The 16,358-nt window shown below is 71.5% G+C and carries 14 protein-coding genes; 9 read left to right on the top strand and 5 right to left on the bottom strand.

What is annotated here, in order from left to right; all coding sequences use genetic code 11:
- Positions 1-111 precede the first annotated feature (111 nt).
- Positions 112-1,113, top strand: a complete 1,002-nt coding sequence (locus tag AB0M88_RS31445) for a LacI family DNA-binding transcriptional regulator (protein ID WP_364108695.1) — start codon at positions 112-114, stop codon at positions 1,111-1,113.
- A gap of 247 nt (positions 1,114-1,360) precedes the next feature.
- A complete protein-coding gene (locus tag AB0M88_RS31440; protein ID WP_364108693.1) occupies positions 1,361-2,449 on the top strand; it encodes a hypothetical protein in 1,089 nt (362 codons plus the stop codon).
- Positions 2,450-2,559: 110 nt separating this feature from the next.
- On the opposite strand, the gene AB0M88_RS31435 is transcribed toward AB0M88_RS31440, so the two are convergent.
- Positions 2,560-3,693, bottom strand: a complete 1,134-nt coding sequence (locus tag AB0M88_RS31435; protein WP_364108691.1) for a cytochrome P450 — start codon at positions 3,691-3,693, stop codon at positions 2,560-2,562.
- Between the two features lie 92 nt (positions 3,694-3,785).
- On the opposite strand from AB0M88_RS31435, the gene AB0M88_RS31430 reads away from it, so the two are divergent.
- Positions 3,786-5,534 carry a protein kinase gene (locus AB0M88_RS31430; RefSeq protein WP_364108689.1) on the top strand — a complete coding sequence of 583 codons (1,749 nt, stop codon included), beginning with the start codon at positions 3,786-3,788 and terminating at the stop codon, positions 5,532-5,534.
- A gap of 39 nt (positions 5,535-5,573) precedes the next feature.
- Here the strand turns inward: AB0M88_RS31430 and AB0M88_RS31425 are convergent, their stop codons facing one another.
- On the bottom strand, positions 5,574-6,554 hold the full coding sequence (locus AB0M88_RS31425) for an aldo/keto reductase (RefSeq protein WP_364108687.1): 981 nt from the start codon (positions 6,552-6,554) through the stop codon (positions 5,574-5,576).
- A 296-nt stretch (positions 6,555-6,850) separates the two neighbouring features.
- Here AB0M88_RS31425 and AB0M88_RS31420 point away from each other — a divergent pair, with 296 nt between their 5' ends.
- Positions 6,851-7,096 carry a hypothetical protein gene (locus tag AB0M88_RS31420; RefSeq protein WP_364108685.1) on the top strand — a complete coding sequence of 82 codons (246 nt, stop codon included), beginning with the start codon at positions 6,851-6,853 and terminating at the stop codon, positions 7,094-7,096.
- A gap of 154 nt (positions 7,097-7,250) precedes the next feature.
- Complete coding sequence (locus AB0M88_RS31415; RefSeq protein WP_364108683.1) at positions 7,251-8,126, top strand: RICIN domain-containing protein; 876 nt, start codon at positions 7,251-7,253, stop codon at positions 8,124-8,126.
- Positions 8,127-8,212: 86 nt separating this feature from the next.
- Here the strand turns inward: AB0M88_RS31415 and AB0M88_RS31410 are convergent, their stop codons facing one another.
- The 3 genes from AB0M88_RS31410 to AB0M88_RS31400 are packed head-to-tail and all read right to left on the bottom strand — an operon-like array spanning position 8,213 to position 11,693.
- The gene (locus AB0M88_RS31410; RefSeq protein WP_364108681.1) at positions 8,213-9,373 is read right to left on the bottom strand and encodes a GAF domain-containing SpoIIE family protein phosphatase; all 1,161 of its coding nucleotides are present in this window, start codon (positions 9,371-9,373) and stop codon (positions 8,213-8,215) included.
- A gap of 48 nt (positions 9,374-9,421) precedes the next feature.
- The gene (glpK, locus tag AB0M88_RS31405; RefSeq protein WP_364108679.1) at positions 9,422-10,915 is read right to left on the bottom strand and encodes a glycerol kinase GlpK; all 1,494 of its coding nucleotides are present in this window, start codon (positions 10,913-10,915) and stop codon (positions 9,422-9,424) included.
- 16 nt (positions 10,916-10,931) lie between these two features.
- Positions 10,932-11,693 (bottom strand): IclR family transcriptional regulator, encoded by a 762-nt coding sequence (locus tag AB0M88_RS31400; RefSeq protein ID WP_364108677.1) that lies wholly within the window; start codon positions 11,691-11,693, stop codon positions 10,932-10,934.
- A 124-nt stretch (positions 11,694-11,817) separates the two neighbouring features.
- Between AB0M88_RS31400 and AB0M88_RS31395 the strand changes: the two genes are divergently transcribed.
- From AB0M88_RS31395 to AB0M88_RS31380, 4 genes are all read left to right on the top strand, one after another.
- A complete protein-coding gene (locus AB0M88_RS31395; protein ID WP_364108675.1) occupies positions 11,818-12,654 on the top strand; it encodes an MIP/aquaporin family protein in 837 nt (278 codons plus the stop codon).
- Positions 12,647-14,164 carry a glycerol kinase GlpK gene (gene glpK / locus AB0M88_RS31390; protein ID WP_364108673.1) on the top strand — a complete coding sequence of 506 codons (1,518 nt, stop codon included), beginning with the start codon at positions 12,647-12,649 and terminating at the stop codon, positions 14,162-14,164. Before AB0M88_RS31395 ends, glpK (AB0M88_RS31390) begins: the two co-directional genes overlap by 8 nt.
- Before the next feature lies 1 nt (position 14,165).
- A complete protein-coding gene (locus AB0M88_RS31385; protein WP_364108671.1) occupies positions 14,166-15,863 on the top strand; it encodes a glycerol-3-phosphate dehydrogenase/oxidase in 1,698 nt (565 codons plus the stop codon).
- Positions 15,864-15,962: 99 nt separating this feature from the next.
- Positions 15,963-16,346, top strand: coding sequence for an HPF/RaiA family ribosome-associated protein (locus tag AB0M88_RS31380; RefSeq protein ID WP_364108669.1), 384 nt, complete (start codon positions 15,963-15,965; stop codon positions 16,344-16,346).
- Positions 16,347-16,358 lie beyond the last annotated feature (12 nt).

Below are 16,358 nucleotides of genomic sequence, written 5' to 3'. Positions count from 1 at the left end.
AGCCTCCCGAGGTGCATCGATGCCCCTGGCTTTACAACGTTGTGTATATCGTTGTAAAGAGCCGGTCGCGCCGCCGACTATGCTGTTCGGGCCAGCAGAAAGGGGCCGCGAGTGGGCGCCAGCATCAAGGACGTCGCGCTGCGCGCCGGGGTCTCGGTCAAGACGGTGTCCAACGTGGTCAACGGATTCCAGTTCGTCTCCGACCAGACCCGGGCCAAGGTGCAGGCGGCGCTCGACGAGCTCGACTACCGGCCCAACCTCTCGGCCCGGCTGCTGCGCGGCGGCCGCACCGGCGTCGTGGCGCTGGCCGTCCCCGAGATCAGCTCGCCCTACTTCGCCGAGCTGGCGGCCCAGTTCGTGCAGCACGCCAAGGGCCACGGCTGGACCCTGCTGATCGACGAGACCCAGGGCGCCAAGGACAGCGAACGGCTGGTCCTCGACGGCATCAAGTCGCACCTGGTCGACGGGCTGATCGTCAGCCCGCCCGCGCTCACCGCCAAGGAGATCGAGGGCCGCCGCGACCGCACCCCGCTCGTGCTGCTCGGCGAGCGGCTCGCGCACTCCCCGGTCGACCACGTGAGCATCGACAACGTGGCCGGCGCCCGGGCCGCGACCACCCACCTCGTCTCGCTCGGGCGCACCCGGATCGCCGCGATCGGCAGCCAGCCCCACGTCTCCGGAGGCACGGCGGCACTCCGGCTCCGGGGATACAAGGCCGCCTTGCGGGCGGCCAAGATCCCGTACGCGCCACAGCTGGTCGTTCCCGCGAAGAGCTACCACCGCGCCGACGGATACGCGGCGATGAGTGCCCTGCTCGACCGCGAGGAGCGCCCCGACGCCGTGTTCTGCTTCAACGACCTGCTGGCCATCGGCGCGCTACGGGCGCTGCACGAACAGGGCTGCCGCGTCCCCGGCGACGTGGCGCTGATCGGCTTCGACGGCATCGAGGACGCCGAGTTCCACACGCCGTCGCTCAGCACGGTCACCCCCGACAAGGCCGAGATCGCCCGGCTTGCGCTGACCCTCCTCGAGCGGCGGATCACCGGCGGCGCGACCGCTTCGCCCCAGGAGGCGTACGCGCCTTTCGAGCTGACGATCCGGGCCTCGGCCTGACAATTTTCCGCGCTTGCTGATAAGACGTCCGTCAAGGCAGGCAGGTCAATGCCTATAACGATCAAGGACGGCCTGACCAGCGGCGATGCGCTTCCATAAATAATCTTTAACTGTTGAACGGCCCACCCCGGGGGCTCCGTAATTGCGAGCGTGGAACCAAGTCCACCGATTAAGTTCCCCGAGGAAGGGACCAGGCACCGTGCGTAAAAGGTACAAAAGGCCGGCGGCCGCTGGTGGGCGGCGCCGCGTGTCGGGAAAGGTCATCCTCATCTCGGGCACCGCGGCTCTCCTCGCCGCCGGCACCGGCATCAGCCTGGCCGCCACCCAGAGCGACGCGAGCAGCTCGGTGACCTGCATCGTCCTCGCCGACGCGAAGGCCGCCGCGGACGCCAACTCGGCCCTGTCGGACCACTTCCCGGTCGGCACCGCGCTGCACCTGACCAGCGCCGGCCGCCAGGTCGACGTGACGGTCAGCGGGCCGATCACGGCCGCCGCCCCCACGACGGCCGCCCCGGCCCCGAGCGACTCGGCCACGGCCCAGCCGACCGACACCGCCACAGCCGACCCGACCGCCACAGCCGACCCGACCGCCACGGCGGACCCGACCGACACCGCCACAGCCGACCCGACCGATTCCGCCACGGCCGACCCGACCGACACCGCTACGGCGCAGCCGACGGACACCGCCACGGCCGACCCGACGGCGTCCGCCACCGCGAGCGCTCCGGCCGGTGGCAACAACGGCGGGAACACCGGTGGCAACAAGGGCGGTAAGAACAACCACCACAAGCCGCCGCGCCGCGGTCACGCCACGAAGCCGGCCGCGAAGCCGACCGCCAGCGCCTCGGCGTCCGAGTCGGACGCGCAGAAGGTGGCCAAGGTCGCCAAGGTCAGCGTCAAGGCGGACGACAACCAGGGCGTCGACGCCAACTCGGTCTGCGTCGAGCTGTCGAAGAACGCCTTCAACTCCCTCGGCAACGTCGGCAACGGCAACAACGTGGGCGCGTTCATCGCCACGATGACCGCCGTGCAGGGCGGCCAGGCCGGCGGCGGCCAGGCAAGCAGCAGCGCCGGCAACGGCGGCCAGGCCGGAAACGGCCAGGCGGGCAGCGGCCAGGCGAGCAGCGGCGCCGGCAACGGCCAAGCGGGCAACGGCCAGGCGAGCGGCGGCGCCGGCAACGGCGGCCAGGCCGGAAACGGAAACGGCCAGGCGGGCAGCGGGCAGGCCGGCGCCAGCGCCAGCCCGTCGGCGAGCGCGAGCGCATCGGCCGGCAATGGGGGCAACAACGCCAAGGGCGGCACCACCAAGCACCACAGGGGCCAGAACCAGCGCTGACCGCGTACGGAAAACGGCGGCGGGCCCATCGGCCCGCCGCCTTTTTTCACATCGCGACCGACGGCCCGCCGCCCGCTCTCACACGGCGACCGGTAGGCCGCCGCGTTCTTTCACAGGGTGACCGGGAGGTGGAACAGGCCTCGCAGCAGCATGCCGGGGCGCCACCGCAGGTCCTCGACCGCGCCGTCGAGGCGCATCCGCGGGAAGCGGTCGAGCAGGCCGGTGAACGCGATCTGCGCCTCGAGGCGGGCCAGCGGCGCGCCCAGGCAGTAGTGGATGCCGTGCCCGAAGCCGAGATGCGGGTTCTGGTCGCGGCTCAGGTCGAAGTGGTCGCCGCCGTCGAACCGGGTCGCGTCGCGGTTGGCCTCGGCCAGGCCGACGATGACCGGAGCGCCGGCCGGCAGGTGCTTGCCGCCGAGCTCCATCGGTTCGGTGGTGAAGCGGGACGTCGCGTAGGCCACCGGCCCCTCGTAGCGCAGGAACTCCTCGATCGCCGCCGGCAGCAGGGTCCGGTCGCCGTCGAGGCGCTCCCAGCGGGACCGGTCGGCGAGCAGCAGCATCGTGCCGTTGCCGATCAGGTTGACCGTGGTCTCGTGGCCGGCGATCAGCAGCAGGAAGACCATCGACGTCAGCTCGTCCTCGGAGAGCCGGTCCTGGTCGTCGCGGGCCGAGATCAGACCACTGAGAAGATCATCACCGGGTCGCTCGCGGCGTTCCGCGAGCAGCTCCCGGGTGTACGCGACGAGATCGCGCATCGCCCCCGGGAGCCGGTCCCCGTAGGCCTGTCCACCGACGATGACGTTGGTCCACGAGCGGAACGTGTCGCGGTCCTCGTCGGGCAGCCCGAGCAGTTCGCAGATGACCTGGATGGGCAGCGGAAACGCGTAGGAGTCGATCAGGTCGGTCCGCTCCTCGCCCTTGAGCGCGTCGAGCAGGTCGTCGCTGATCTGCTGGATGCGCGGGCGCAGCGCCTCGATCCGCCGCGCGGTGAAGGCGGCCGACACGAGCCGCCGCAGCCGCGTGTGGTCGGGCGGATCGGTGGCCAGCATGTGCCGGAACGTGGCCGCCCGGGTCTCTTCCCCGATCGGCCCGACCCGCGCGCCGGGCGCCGTTTTCGACAGCCGCGGGTCGTTGAGCGCCTGCCGGGCCTCGTCGTACCGGCTGACCAGCCAGGCCCGCGCGCCGTCCGGCAGTTCGATCTCCCGGATCGGTCCGGCGTCGCTGTACGGATCGACCTGCGTCATCGCATCCTCCGCTTTCGGCACTTTTCCGTGCAGTATGACCGTATCGACCGGCGAGGATGCGAACGGGCGCGGCTTTCGGCAGACTGCCCGGGATGACTGGCGCAGTGCTGGGTGGTCGCTACCGCCTCAACCGTCCGATCGGCTCCGGCGGCATGGCCGTGGTCTGGGAGGCCCGCGACGAGGTCCTCGGGCGCGAGGTCGCGGTCAAGGTGCTGGCCGGCGTCCACGTCGGTGATCCGCAGTCCCGCGAGCTGATCCGCCAGGAGGCCCGCGCGGCGGCCGCCCTCTCGCATCCCAACATTGCCCAGGTGCACGACTACGGTGAGACGTCCACGCCGGACGGGGTCTTCCCGTTCGTGGTCATGGAGCTGGTCCGCGGCGACACCCTCCTGAGCCGGGCGTCCCGGTCCCCCGTGTCCCCGGCGTTCGCCATGCGCGTCTGCGGCGAGGTCGCGGCCGCCCTGGCCGCCGCCCACAGCGAGGGCATCGTCCACCGCGACGTGAAACCGGCCAACGTCATGCTCGCCCCGACCGGCGCCAAGGTCGTCGACTTCGGCATCGCGGCGGCGATCGCACCGGGCCGCACCGACGAGCACTTCGAGGTGCTCGGCACGCCGGCCTACCTGGCCCCCGAACGGCTGATCTCGGACGTGGTCGAGCCGGCCTCCGATGTGTACGCGCTGGCCATCCTGCTCTACCAGTTGCTGGCCGGCTGCCTGCCGTGGACCAACGAGACCACGACCCAGATGCTGACGGCCCACATCTATGTCGACCCGGCGCCGCTGGGCCCGACCGACGGCGTACCCGACTACGTGATCAGCCTCTGCAACCGATGCCTGGCCAAGGACCCGACGCTGCGCCCGTCGGCCCGGGAGGTCGCCACCATCCTGGCCCACGGCGCCCGAACCGAGCCGACCCTGCCCGCCGAAAACCGCCCACCGACCGCAGCCGAACCGAACCCGCCTACCCACGACCGGCCCCCGGCCGTGACCGCGGCGGATCAGCCCGCCCAAAACCGCCCACCAGCCGCGGCCGGGCCAAACCCGCCCACCCACGACCGCCCACCAGCCGCGGCCGAACCGAACCCGCCCACCCAAGACCGGCCCCCGGCCGAGGCCAAACCGGATCAGCCCGCCCAAGCCCGCCCGCCAGCGGCGGCCGGGCCGAACCCGCCCACCCACGACCGCCCATCGGCCGAGGCTGAGCCGGATCAGCCCGGCCGAGACCGCCCGCCGGCGGTGGCGGGCCGCCGGCACTTTCCCGTACGCCGCTGGGCCGCGGCCGCCGCGATCGTCGTCGTCGCGGTCCTGGCCGTGTGGCTGCTCCGGCCGGGCGGCGGCTCGAACGACTCGCCGGCCATGGGCGCCCCCACCCCGCCCCGGCCGGCCGCTCCCACCTCCGTCCCGGCCGCCGCGCCCTCGTCTCCCGGCCCGTCGGCTCAACCGGCCGGGGCGACCAGATCGGCCGCCGCGCCGCTCGTCCGCCCGTCCGCCCCCGCGGCCGCGGGCACAGACGCCGCGTCCACAGATGCCGCGAGCACAGGCGGCACAGGCACAGGCGGCGCGAGCACGGCCCCGCACCCGACCTCCGACGCCCCCACCGCGTCCGCCACGCCCGCCTCGACCGTGCGCCGGCTGACCTCCTCGGGCGGCACCGTCAAGGCGATCTGCCCGGGCCCGGCCACCGCCGAGATTCTGTCCGCCGAACCGGCCAGCCCGTTCAAGCTCCAGAGCGTCGACACCGAGCCCGGCCCGGCCCCCACCGCCGTCTTCAAGCACGGCAAGACCGAGGTCACGATGACCGTCACCTGCCAGGGCGGCGTCCCTAGCCAGAGCGAATGACGGACATGTTGATTCCGTCAATATGTATGCCGTGTTGACTCAATCAACATGTGAGTCGGCGGCGTCGAGAGCGGCCAGCGCGGCGGCGTCCAGGTGGACGTCTCCGGCGGCGACGTTCTCGGTCAGGTGGGCCGGGTCGGAGGTGCCCGGGATCAGCAGCGTGTTGTCGTAGTGCGCGAGCAACCAGGCCAGCGCGACCTGGGCCGGGGTCGCGCCCAGCCGGCCGGCGGTCGCGATCACCGCGGGGTGGTCGGTGGCCTTGGGGATGCGCGGGTGGGACGAGCCGAGCGGGAAGAACGGCACCCAGGCGAGGCCGTGCTCGCGGCAGACGTCGAGCACCTCTTCGGCCGAACGGTCGAGCAGGCTGTAGAGGTTCTGCACGCCGACGATGCCGGCCGGCAGGGCCTGGCGCACCTGGTCGGCCGTGACCGCCGAGAGGCCGATGCCGCCGATCTTGCCCTCGTCGCGCAGGGCGATCAGTTCGGCCAGCTGGGCGTCCAGGTCGACGCGCTGGTCGCCCTCGGCGACGATGCCGGGCGGGGCGTCGGCTCGGCGCAGGTTCACCACGGCCACGTGGTCGGTGCCGAGCGTGGTCAGGTTGGCCTCGACCTGGGCGCGCAGCTGTTCGGGGCGCTGGGCGGGAACGAGGGTTGCGCCGGCCCGCTCGGCTCCGACCTTGGTGACCACGGCGAGGCTCTCGGCGTACGGGAAGAGAGCGGCGCGGATGCGCTGATTGGCCGTTCCCTCGCCGTAGAACTCGGCGGTGTCGATGTGGTCGACGCCGAAGGCGGCGGCGTCGCGCAGGACCCGCAGCGCGATGTCCTCGCCGACCGGCGGACGGCCGTCGAGTCGTTCGACCAGCTGCATGGCGCCGAAGCCGATCCGCGCGCCCGGCCGGTCGCCGAGGTGGCCGGTGCCGCCGGGGCCGGGGCCGCCAGGGCCGGTGCCGCCGTGGTCGCTGCCGCCGGGGCCGCTGCCGCCGGGGCCGCTGCCGCCGGGGGCCTTGCGGGTGTCCGTCATGTCGATCTCCGTTCCTGATGGGTCGATGGCGATCCTGTCCCGCGGGGCGGCCGGCGAGACAGGGACAGCCGGTACCAGGCAGCCCGAAGATCCATCGGCGTCCATCAGTAGCCGCTGGTCGCGGCCGGTAACGGACGGCATCGGCCGTTCGGACAGGGTTGCCTGCCGTTGTGCATATGCACGTGCAGATGCCCTTGCCAATGCGAGAGCAAGGGACGATGGTGATACCTGCGGACGAGGCGGATGTCCGTGACGCAAGATCCCGAAAGGGGCGATCAGTGCGAGGAGTCACGCAGGTGAACGACGGCACGCGGAGAAGGCCGGTCTGGACCTTCGCCGAGGCGGACTACCGGTTCGGTGAGGGCACCCTGCGGATGACCGTCGAACGGGTCGACTGGGCATCGCCGGTTCAGCAGGACGGCGAAACCTGGTATGAGGTGGCCGGCATCGAACTTTCCGTCGACGGCCGCGTGGTCGGCCCGCGCCGCACCATGGTGCGGGCCAGCCGCCTCTCAGCCCTGCGCCGCGAAACCGGGCGCTGACCCAAGGGGGACGGGGCCGCGCTCCTGGCGGGGAGCGCGGCCCCGTGCGGATCGGGCGCTCCCACTGGCCGAACGAAGTTCGCGTAACGTAACCTACCTTGCCTTTGGCGACGGTCTACGAATAGGCCGGGACGAATGACCCAGGCAGGGAGCAATGACTGACAGGCCCGACGACGTCACGGAGCGGATCGACCCGGTGCTGGTCCGCCCGTACGTCCAGACCGGTCCCGACGAGCCGCAGGCGCCCGAAGAGGCCGAGCTCGCGCCGGGCGAAGAGGACGAAGCCATCGCGGAGCAGCCGACCGCGATCCAGCCCGCCATCGTCCTGCCCCCGCCGCCGGAGCCCAAGAGCTACCCCATGCACTGGGCCCTGCGGCTGCTCGTGCTGGTCATCGGCGTGGCGGTCGCGCTCGGGATCGTGGCCTACTTCGTCCGCGGCGCCAACTCCCGCGACGACTCCCAGCGCGGGCCCAGCGCCTCTCTGCCGGCCGTGAACCCGGTCGCCCCGGTCGGCGGCGTGACCGCCGGCTCGGCCCGGCCGTCCGTCTCGGCGAGCCGCAGCAGCAGCGCCAGCCCGTCACCGAGCCTGTCCAGTTCGGCCTCCCGGCAGCCGGTCAGCCACGCCCCGGCGACTCAGAAGCCGACCCTCGCGCCTCCCCCGGCCGGCGACCGGACCGGCCGGATCAGCGCCGCGAGCGGCCGCTGCCTGGCGCTCGGCGGCCTGCTCGGCATCGACGGCAGCCCGATCCAGACCGCGTCCTGCAGCGGCGGCACGTCGCAGAAGTTCACGCTGGGCACCGACGGCACGCTGCAGGTCGCGAGCCGCTGCGCGGTCAGCTCGGACGACGGCAGCGTCCGCAGCGACGCGTGCGGCAGCGCCGGCGACAGCGGCCAGTGGCGGGCCGGGCCGAACGGCTCGCTGGTCAACCCGTCGAGCGGGCTCTGCCTGACCGATCCGGGCCGGTCGGGTGCGACCACCGAGGTCGCCGCCTGCACCGGAGGCGACAGCCAGCGCTGGTCACTGCCGTAGGCGGCGCTGCCGTAACCGGGCCCGCCGCCGCAAAACGCCGCCGCAAAACGCCGCGGCCAAGAGGCGCAGCCAAGAAGCCGCAAAGGCTAGTGACGCCACCGCAGCATCGCCGCGGTGGCGTCGTCGCGCAGGTCGTTGTTCTCGTAGGAGACGATGGCCTGAATCAGGTGCCGCATCATCTCCGGCGGTGACGTGCCCCGGTCCAGGTCGTCGAGCAGGAACCGGGTCAGCCGCTCCCGGCCGAACAGGATGCCGTCGGCGTCCCGCGCCTCGGTGACGCCGTCGGTGTAGAGGACCAGGGTGTCGCCCGGCGCCAGCTGCCGCGAGACCGTGCGCGGCGGCCGGTCGAGCATGCCGCCCAGCCCGAGCGGCAGCGCGTTCGGGGCCGGCGGCGGTTCGAGCGTCTGCCCGTCGCGCAGCAACAGCTCGGTCGGGTGGCCGGCGTTGACCCGGCTGTAGACGCCGGTGTCGGTGTCGAGTTCGGCCAGGATCGCGGTGACGAAGCTGCCCTTGTAGCGGGCCGCTATCCACTTGTCGATCGACTTGTAGGTGTCGGCCAGCGACAGCCCGGACCGTCGCGCGTTGCGGTAGGTGTTCAGGGTCAGCGTGGTCAGGCCGCTGGCGCTGATGCCGTGCCCGACGGTGTCGAAGAGCGCCACGTGCAGCACCGACCCGTTGGCCGCGTAGTCGAAGGCGTCGCCGCCCACGTCGTAGCAGGGTTCGAGGACCGCGGTCACGACAGTCCCGTCGACCGCGAAGGTCAGCGGCGGCAGCTGGTTCCAGATGATCTCGGCCGCCAACTGCATCGGCATCCGCCGCCGGGTGTGCTCGACCGCGTCGCCGTAGAAGCGGCGGCTGGCGATCAGCTCGGCCAGCAGGGCGGCGATGACCTGCAGGTCGTCGCGGTCGTCCGGCGAAGGCTCCGCCTTCGTTTCCAGATCCAGTACGCCGAGCCGCTCGGCCCCGTGCAGCAGCGGCACGAAGTAGTGCCCGTCGTCCCACACCTCCCGCGCGGTCCGGAACGCCTGGCCGGCCGGGGTGTCGTCGACCAGCACCGGCCCGGTCAGCACCGGGTCGGTGCCGCGCAGCGGGCAGAGCGACACCTGCCCGTAGTCGACGAGCAGCACGCTCGCCGCGGAGGCGCCGAGCAGCGGGGCCGCATCGGTCAGTACGGCCGGCAGGTCCTCGGCCCGGCCCCGGTGGCGCAGGTCGAGCAACCGTCGGACGGCCTCCATCGGCACGGGCATCCGCCCATCCTCCTACCGTCGGCAGGGTGCTGCCACGCGGAGCGGTGGCTATTGCGGTGTGGCCCAGTCGAAGGTCCGCTGGACGGCGCGCTGCCAGTTGGCGTATTCCCGCGACCGGACGGCCGGATCCATCGTCGGCATCCACTGCGCGGCCCGGTGCCAGTTCTGCCGGAGTCCTTCCAGGTCGGGCCAGTAGCCGACGGCGAGCCCGGCCGCGTAGGCCGCGCCGAGCGACACCGTCTCGGAGGCCATCGGGCGGACCACCGGCACGTCGAGGACGTCGGCGATGAACTGCATGAGCAGGTTGTCGGCGGTCATTCCGCCGTCCACCTTGAGGGTGGTCAGGTCGAGGCCGGAGTCGGCGTTCATCGCGTCGACGACCTCGCGGGTCTGCCAGCCGGTCGCTTCGAGCACCGCCCGGGCCAAGTGACCTTTCGTCACATAGGACGTGAGACCGACGATCGCGCCGCGGGCCTCGGACCGCCAGTAGGGGGCGTAGAGGCCGGAGAACGCGGGCACGATGTAGCAGCCGCCGTTGTCGGCCACGCTGCGCGCGAGGGTCTCGATCTCGGGTGCGCTGGCGATGAGTTCCAGCTGGTCGCGGAACCACTGCACCAGCGAGCCGGTGATCGCGATCGACCCCTCCAGCGCGTAGGCGGCCGGCTCCCCGGCGATCTGGTAGGCGACCGTCGACAGCAGCCCGTGGGTCGAGCGGACCAGCTCCGCACCGGTGTTGAGCAGCAGGAAGCTGCCGGTGCCGTACGTGCACTTGGCCTCGCCCGGGGTGAAGCAGGTCTGGCCGAACAGGGCGGCCTGCTGGTCGCCGAGCGCGGCCCCGATGCGTACGCCCGGAAAGGCCGAGACGGCCGTGCCGAACACACCGATCGAAGGTCGCACCTCGGGCAGCATGGCCCGGGGTATCCCGAAGAACGCGAGGGCGTCGGAGGACCAGTCGAGGGTGTGCACGTCGAGCAGCATCGTGCGGCTGGCGTTGGTCACGTCGGTGACGTGCAGCCCGCCGGTCAGGTTCCAGATCAGCCAGGTCTCCATCGTGCCGAACAGAACCTCGCCGCGCTCCGCGCGCTCGCGCAGGCCCGGCGTGTGGTCCAGCATCCAGCGGACGCGCGGCCCCGAGAAGTACGTCGCCAGCGGTAACGCCGACTGATGCTGCACGCCGGCCGCACCGGGCGCGTCGATCAGCCGGTTGACCAGCCCGTCGGTACGGATGTCCTGCCAGACGATGGCGTGACCGATCGGCTGCCCGGAGACCCGGTCCCACAGCACCGTCGTCTCCCGCTGGTTGGCGATGCCGACCGCCGCGACCTGGGCGGCGACGATCCCGGCCCGCCGCAGCGCCTCCGGGCCCAGTCGTTCGACGTTGCGCCAGATCTCCGCCGCGTCGTGCTCGACCCAGCCCGGCTTCGGGTAGTACTGCTTGTGCTCCTGCTGGGCGAGGGAGACCAGTTGACCGCTCCGGTCGAACACGATGCACCGCGTCGAGGTCGTCCCCTGGTCGATGGCGACGACGTAGCTTTCGGTCATGTTGATCTCCCAGGGGTCAGCGCCGGGCGGCTCCGAGGTCCCGGGAGATCGCGCGGGCGGCGTCCCGGACGTAGGTGACGAGTCGTGGACGCGGTTGGTAGTGGCTGTCGCAGACGCGTTCGACGAGACCGGAGATGCCGATCGCGCCGACCACCAGGCCACCGTGCGCGCGGATCGGCGCGGCCACGGCGGCCTCCCCCGGGGTGCGTTCCTCGATCTCGGCGCTCCAGCCGGTCTCGCGGACGTGGGCGAGTTCGGCGGCGAGCGCGCGGGTCGTGACGATGGTGCGGCGGGTGAACTGGTCGAGCTCGCGCGGCGGGGCGACCCCGGTCGCGCGATAAGCCAGCAGGATCTTGCCCATCGCTGTCGCGTGCAGCGGTAGCAGGGTGCCGACGTCGAGGGTCTGGAAGGTGTCGTCAGGTCGGAAGACGTGATGCACGACCAGCACCTGACCGTCGAGGACGGTGCCGATGCGTACGGCCTCGCCGCTGCGCGCTGCCAGCGGGTCGGCCCAGTTGATGGAGCGGGACCGCAGTTCGTTGATGTCGAGGTAGCTGGTGCCGAGGCGCAGCAGGGCCGCCCCGAGCTGATAGTGGCCGGACGCCCGGTCCTGCTCGACGAACCCGACCTCTCGCAGTGTGGCCAGTATGCCGTGCGCGGTGCCCTTGGCCAGATCGAGTGATCGGGCAATCTCGCCGAGCGACAGGCGGCCCGGTCCGCCGGCGAGCAGGCGCAGGACGGCGGCGGCGCGCTCGATCGACTGCACCGTCCCGGGCATGTTAACGACTCTATGCCAGCTTATGACGGCGTTCCGTTGTCGATGTTCGACAATGCCGAACGCCGTTCATTGTTCGTACCCGGCGCGCTACCTAACGTCGGTTGGCATCGAGCAAGGAGGGCACATGGCAGCACGACTCAAGCTTCCGGGAATGCTCGGCGAACTTGCCGCCGAGTTCGCCGGGACCATGATCCTCATCCTCTTCGGCGTCGGTGTCGTCGCGCAGGTGGTCGCGGGCGGCCTCGGAGATCATGACAGTATCGCCTGGGCCTGGGGCCTGGGCGTGACGCTCGGCGTCTACGTGGCGGCGCGGATCAGCGGCGCCCACCTCAACCCGGCGGTGACCATCGCGCTCGCGGCCTTCAAGGGCTTCGAGTGGCGCAAGGTCCTCCCGTACTCCCTCGCGCAGACGCTCGGCGCGTTCGTGGCCGCCCTGCTGGTGCGGTGGAACTACACCGAGGTCCTGCACCAGATGGACCCCGGCCTGACCCGGAAGACCCAGTTCGTCTTCTCCACCCTGCCCGGCAACGGCTCCCTGCCGGTCGGTCACTGGGGCGCGTTCCGCGACCAGATCATCGGCACCGCCATCCTGCTGTTCCTCATCCTGGCGATCACCGACGCGGCCAACACCGCGCCCGCCGCCAACCTCGCCCCGGTCGTCATCGGCCTGCTCGTGGTCGCGATCGGCATGGCGTGGGGCACCGACGCCGGCTACGCGATCAACCCGGCCCGTGACTTCGGGCCGCGACTCGCCAGCTTCATCACGGGCTACGGGGGTGCGTGGCGCGACAAGACCGGCTATCTCTACTGGTGGATACCGATCGTCGCACCGATCATCGGCGGCCTCGTCGGTGCCGGGCTCTACCAGGGGCTCATCGGGCGGTTCCTGCCGTCCGCGGCACCGCAGGAACCCGGCGAGATCCCGACACCGAGAGAAAACGTGGAGGCAACTCGTGGCTGACTTCGTCGGCGCAGTCGACCAGGGCACGACCAGCACCCGCTTCATGATCTTCGACCACGGCGGCAACGAGGTGGGCCGCCACCAGCTCGAACACGAGCAGATCCTGCCCCAGGCGGGCTGGGTCGAGCACAACCCGGCCGAGATCTGGGACCGGACGCAGACCGTGATCAGCACGGCCATGCAGAAGGCGGGACTGGGCGCGAACGACCTGGCCGCGCTCGGCATCACCAACCAGCGCGAGACCGCGGTGGTGTGGGACAAGAACACCGGGCGGCCCTACTACAACGCGATCGTCTGGCAGGACACCCGTACCGACCGCATCGCGTCGGCGCTGGACCGCGACGGCCGCGGCGACGTGATCCGGCGCAAGGCCGGTCTGCCGCCCGCGACCTACTTCTCCGGCGGCAAGATCCAGTGGATCCTCGAGAACGTCGACGGGGTCCGCGCGGCCGCCGAGCGGGGTGACGCCCTCTTCGGCAACACCGACGCCTGGCTGATCTGGAACATGACCGGCGGCGTCAACGGCGGCAACCACATCACCGACGTCACCAACGCCAGCCGCACGATGCTGATGAACCTCGAGACCCTGGACTGGGACGACGAACTGCTCGGGTTCTTCAACATCCCCCGGTCGATGCTGCCGGAGATCCGGCCCTCCTCCGACCCCAACACGTACGGCGTCGCCCGCTGGCCGGGCACGCTCGGCGGCGAGGTCGCGCTCACCGGCGACCTCGGCGACCAGCAGGCGGCCATGTGCGGCCAGGTCTGCTTCGCGCCCGGCGAGGCCAAGAACACGTACGGCACCGGCAACTTCATGCTGCTGAACACCGGCACCGAACTGGTCCGCTCGGAGAACGGGCTGCTCACGACGGTCTGCTACAAGTTCGGCGAGGCGGCCCCGGTCTATGCCCTGGAGGGCTCGATCGCGGTCACCGGCTCGGCCGTGCAATGGCTGCGCGACCAGCTGCACATCATCAACTCGGCGGCGGAGAGCGAGTCGCTCGCGCAACGGGTGCCCGACAACGGCGGCGTCTACTTCGTGCCCGCCTTCTCCGGCCTGTTCGCACCCTACTGGCGTTCCGACGCCCGGGGCGCGATCGTCGGCCTGTCCCGCTTCAACACCGACGCGCACATCGCGCGGGCCACCCTCGAATCGATCTGCTACCAGAGCCGCGACGTGGTCGACGCGATGGCGCAGGACTCCGGGGTCGCCCTCGACGTCCTCAAGGTCGACGGCGGCATCACGGCCAACAACCTGTGCATGCAGATCCAGGCCGACATCGTCGGCGTGCCGGTGAGCCGTCCGGTGGTCGCCGAGACCACCGCCCTCGGTGCGGCCTACGCCGCCGGCCTGGCCGTCGGCTTCTGGAAGTCGACCGACGAGCTCCGCGAGAACTGGAACGAATCCCAGCGCTGGCAGCCCACCTGGTCGGATGAACAGCGCGAGGAAGGGTACGCACGGTGGAAGAAAGCCGTGCAACGGACCCTCGATTGGGTGGACGTGGACTGACATGACGGTTCTGTCACCGGACTATCGGGAATCGGCGCTGGCCGCGCTGGCCGGCGCCGAGCTCGACGTGCTGGTGGTGGGCGGCGGTGTGGTCGGCTCGGGCAGTGCGCTCGACGCCGCCACCCGCGGCCTGTCCGTCGGCCTGGTCGAGGCGCGCGACTTCGCCTCGGGCACGTCGAGCCGCTCCAGCAAACTCATCCACGGTGGCCTGCGCTACCTTGAGATGCTCGACTTCGGGCTGGTCCGGGAGGCGCTGCGGGAACGCGGGCTGCTGCTCACCCGGCTCGCCCCGCACCTGGTTCGGCCGGTGCGGTTCCTCTACCCACTGCAGCACCGGGCCTGGGAGCGGATCTACGCCGGCACCGGGGTCACCCTCTACGACACGATGGCGCTCGGCGGCGGCCTGCCCCGGCACCGCAACCTCACGCTGCGCGGCGCGCTCCGCGAATGCCCGGCCCTGCGGAAGGACTCGCTGGTCGGAGCCCTGCAGTACTACGACGCGCAGGTCGACGACGCGAGGCACACGATGTTCCTCGCGCGCACCGCGGCCGCCTACGGCGCCCACGTGGCTTCCCGGACCGAGGTGGTCGGCTTTCTCCGGGAGGGAGAACGGGTCACCGGCGTACGCGTCCACGACCTCGAGCACGACCGCACGTTCGACGTCCGCGCCCAGCAGGTGATCAACGCGACCGGCGTCTGGACCGACGACACGCAGGCCCTGGTCGGCGAGCGCGGGCAGTTCCACGTACGCGCGTCCAAGGGCATCCACCTGGTCGTGCCGCGCGACCGCATCCAGTCCAGGACCGGTCTGATCCTGCGCACCGAGAAGAGCGTGCTCTTCGTGATCCCGTGGGGACGACACTGGATCATCGGGACGACCGACACCGACTGGGCGCTCGACAAGGCGCACCCGGCGGCCTCCTCGACCGACATCGACTACCTGCTCGACCACGTCAACTCGGTGCTGTCCACGCCGCTCTCGCGGACCGACGTGCAGGGCGTCTACGCCGGCCTGCGCCCGCTGCTCTCCGGCGAATCCGAGTCGACCTCGCAGCTTTCTCGCGAGCACACGGTCGGCAGCCCGGTGCCCGGCCTGGTCGTGGTGGCGGGCGGGAAGTACACGACGTACCGGGTGATGGCGAAGGACGCGGTGGACGCGTGCGTGCACGGCCTCGGACGCTCGGTGCCGCCGTCCTGCACCCACGACGTACCGCTGGTGGGAGCCGACGGCTTCCCGGCCCTGTGGAACCGCCGCCGGGTGCTGGCCGCCTCGTCCGGGCTGCACGTCGCGCGGGTCGAGCACCTGCTCGGCCGCTACGGCGCCCTGGTCGACGAGGTGCTCGACCTGGTCAAGGCGGACCCGGCCCTGGGCGCCCCGGTGGACGGCGCGGAGGACTACCTGTGCGCTGAACTGCTGTACGCCGCGAGCCACGAGGGGGCGCGCCACCTCGAGGACGTGCTGACCAGGCGTACGAGAATCTCCATCGAAACCTTCGACCGCGGCGTCGCCGCGGCCCCCGTCGCCGCCCGCCTGATGGCGGGGGTTCTGGGATGGACCGCCGAACAGACCGAACGCGAGGTCGAGAACTACCGGCTCCGCGTGGAGGCCGAACGGGCGTCCCAGGAGCAGCCGGACGACGAAACCGCCGACGCGGCCCGGCTGGGCGCGCCGGACGTGGTGCCGATCAAGGCTCCTTGATCGCCGGGGCCCTCCGCCGGCTCAAGATTGTTTTCCGGGCCGGGGCAGCGGGAAAGAGGGGGGCGCACGGGCGATTACGCCGGTTTTGAGGAGATGAAGATGACTGCCGTTGCCAACCCAGCAACCGTCGGTGAGTGCCTTCGCGTCGGTGCGGGATTCTCGCAAGGTGACCTGAACTGGATCGCCGAGCAGTTCGCCACCCTGGACGCCCGCCTCGCCTCGTTCTACGCCGACACCACCGAGCTGGAGGTGTCGGTGAAGGACCGCGCGGCGAAGGGCCAGAAGGTCACGCTGGAGTGCTGGATCGCCGGGCGGCAGAAGATCGTCACGACCTCCTCCGAGGAGGACCTGCACGACGCGCTCAACGACGTCCGCGACGACCTGCGGCGGCGCCTGAACGACTCGAAGAACCGGCAGGAGCCACGGCACAACCGTCACCTGCGCGAGCACGTCGAACCGGAGTCCACCGATCTGGTGGAGTGACCTTCGCGTCGC

The organism is Actinoplanes sp. NPDC051411, assembly GCF_040682075.1.
Classification (GTDB): domain Bacteria; phylum Actinomycetota; class Actinomycetes; order Mycobacteriales; family Micromonosporaceae; genus Actinoplanes.
This window is presented reverse-complemented; position numbering and strand designations above follow the sequence as displayed.

Bases quoted from the DNA above. Each gene is read 5' to 3' on its own strand.
- AB0M88_RS31395 (WP_364108675.1), top strand. From the start codon at position 11,818: ATGGCAGCACGACTCAAGCTTCCGGGAATGCTCGGCGAACTTGCCGCC.
- AB0M88_RS31435 (WP_364108691.1), bottom strand. From the start codon at position 3,693: ATGACGCAGGTCGATCCGTACAGCGACGCCGGACCGATCCGGGAGATC.
- AB0M88_RS31415 (WP_364108683.1), top strand. From the start codon at position 7,251: ATGACTGACAGGCCCGACGACGTCACGGAGCGGATCGACCCGGTGCTG.
- AB0M88_RS31410 (WP_364108681.1), bottom strand. From the start codon at position 9,373: ATGCCCGTGCCGATGGAGGCCGTCCGACGGTTGCTCGACCTGCGCCAC.
- AB0M88_RS31400 (WP_364108677.1), bottom strand. From the start codon at position 11,693: ATGCCCGGGACGGTGCAGTCGATCGAGCGCGCCGCCGCCGTCCTGCGC.
- AB0M88_RS31425 (WP_364108687.1), bottom strand. From the start codon at position 6,554: ATGACGGACACCCGCAAGGCCCCCGGCGGCAGCGGCCCCGGCGGCAGC.
- AB0M88_RS31380 (WP_364108669.1), top strand. From the start codon at position 15,963: ATGACTGCCGTTGCCAACCCAGCAACCGTCGGTGAGTGCCTTCGCGTC.
- glpK (WP_364108679.1), bottom strand. From the start codon at position 10,915: ATGACCGAAAGCTACGTCGTCGCCATCGACCAGGGGACGACCTCGACG.
- AB0M88_RS31385 (WP_364108671.1), top strand. From the start codon at position 14,166: ATGACGGTTCTGTCACCGGACTATCGGGAATCGGCGCTGGCCGCGCTG.
- AB0M88_RS31430 (WP_364108689.1), top strand. From the start codon at position 3,786: ATGACTGGCGCAGTGCTGGGTGGTCGCTACCGCCTCAACCGTCCGATC.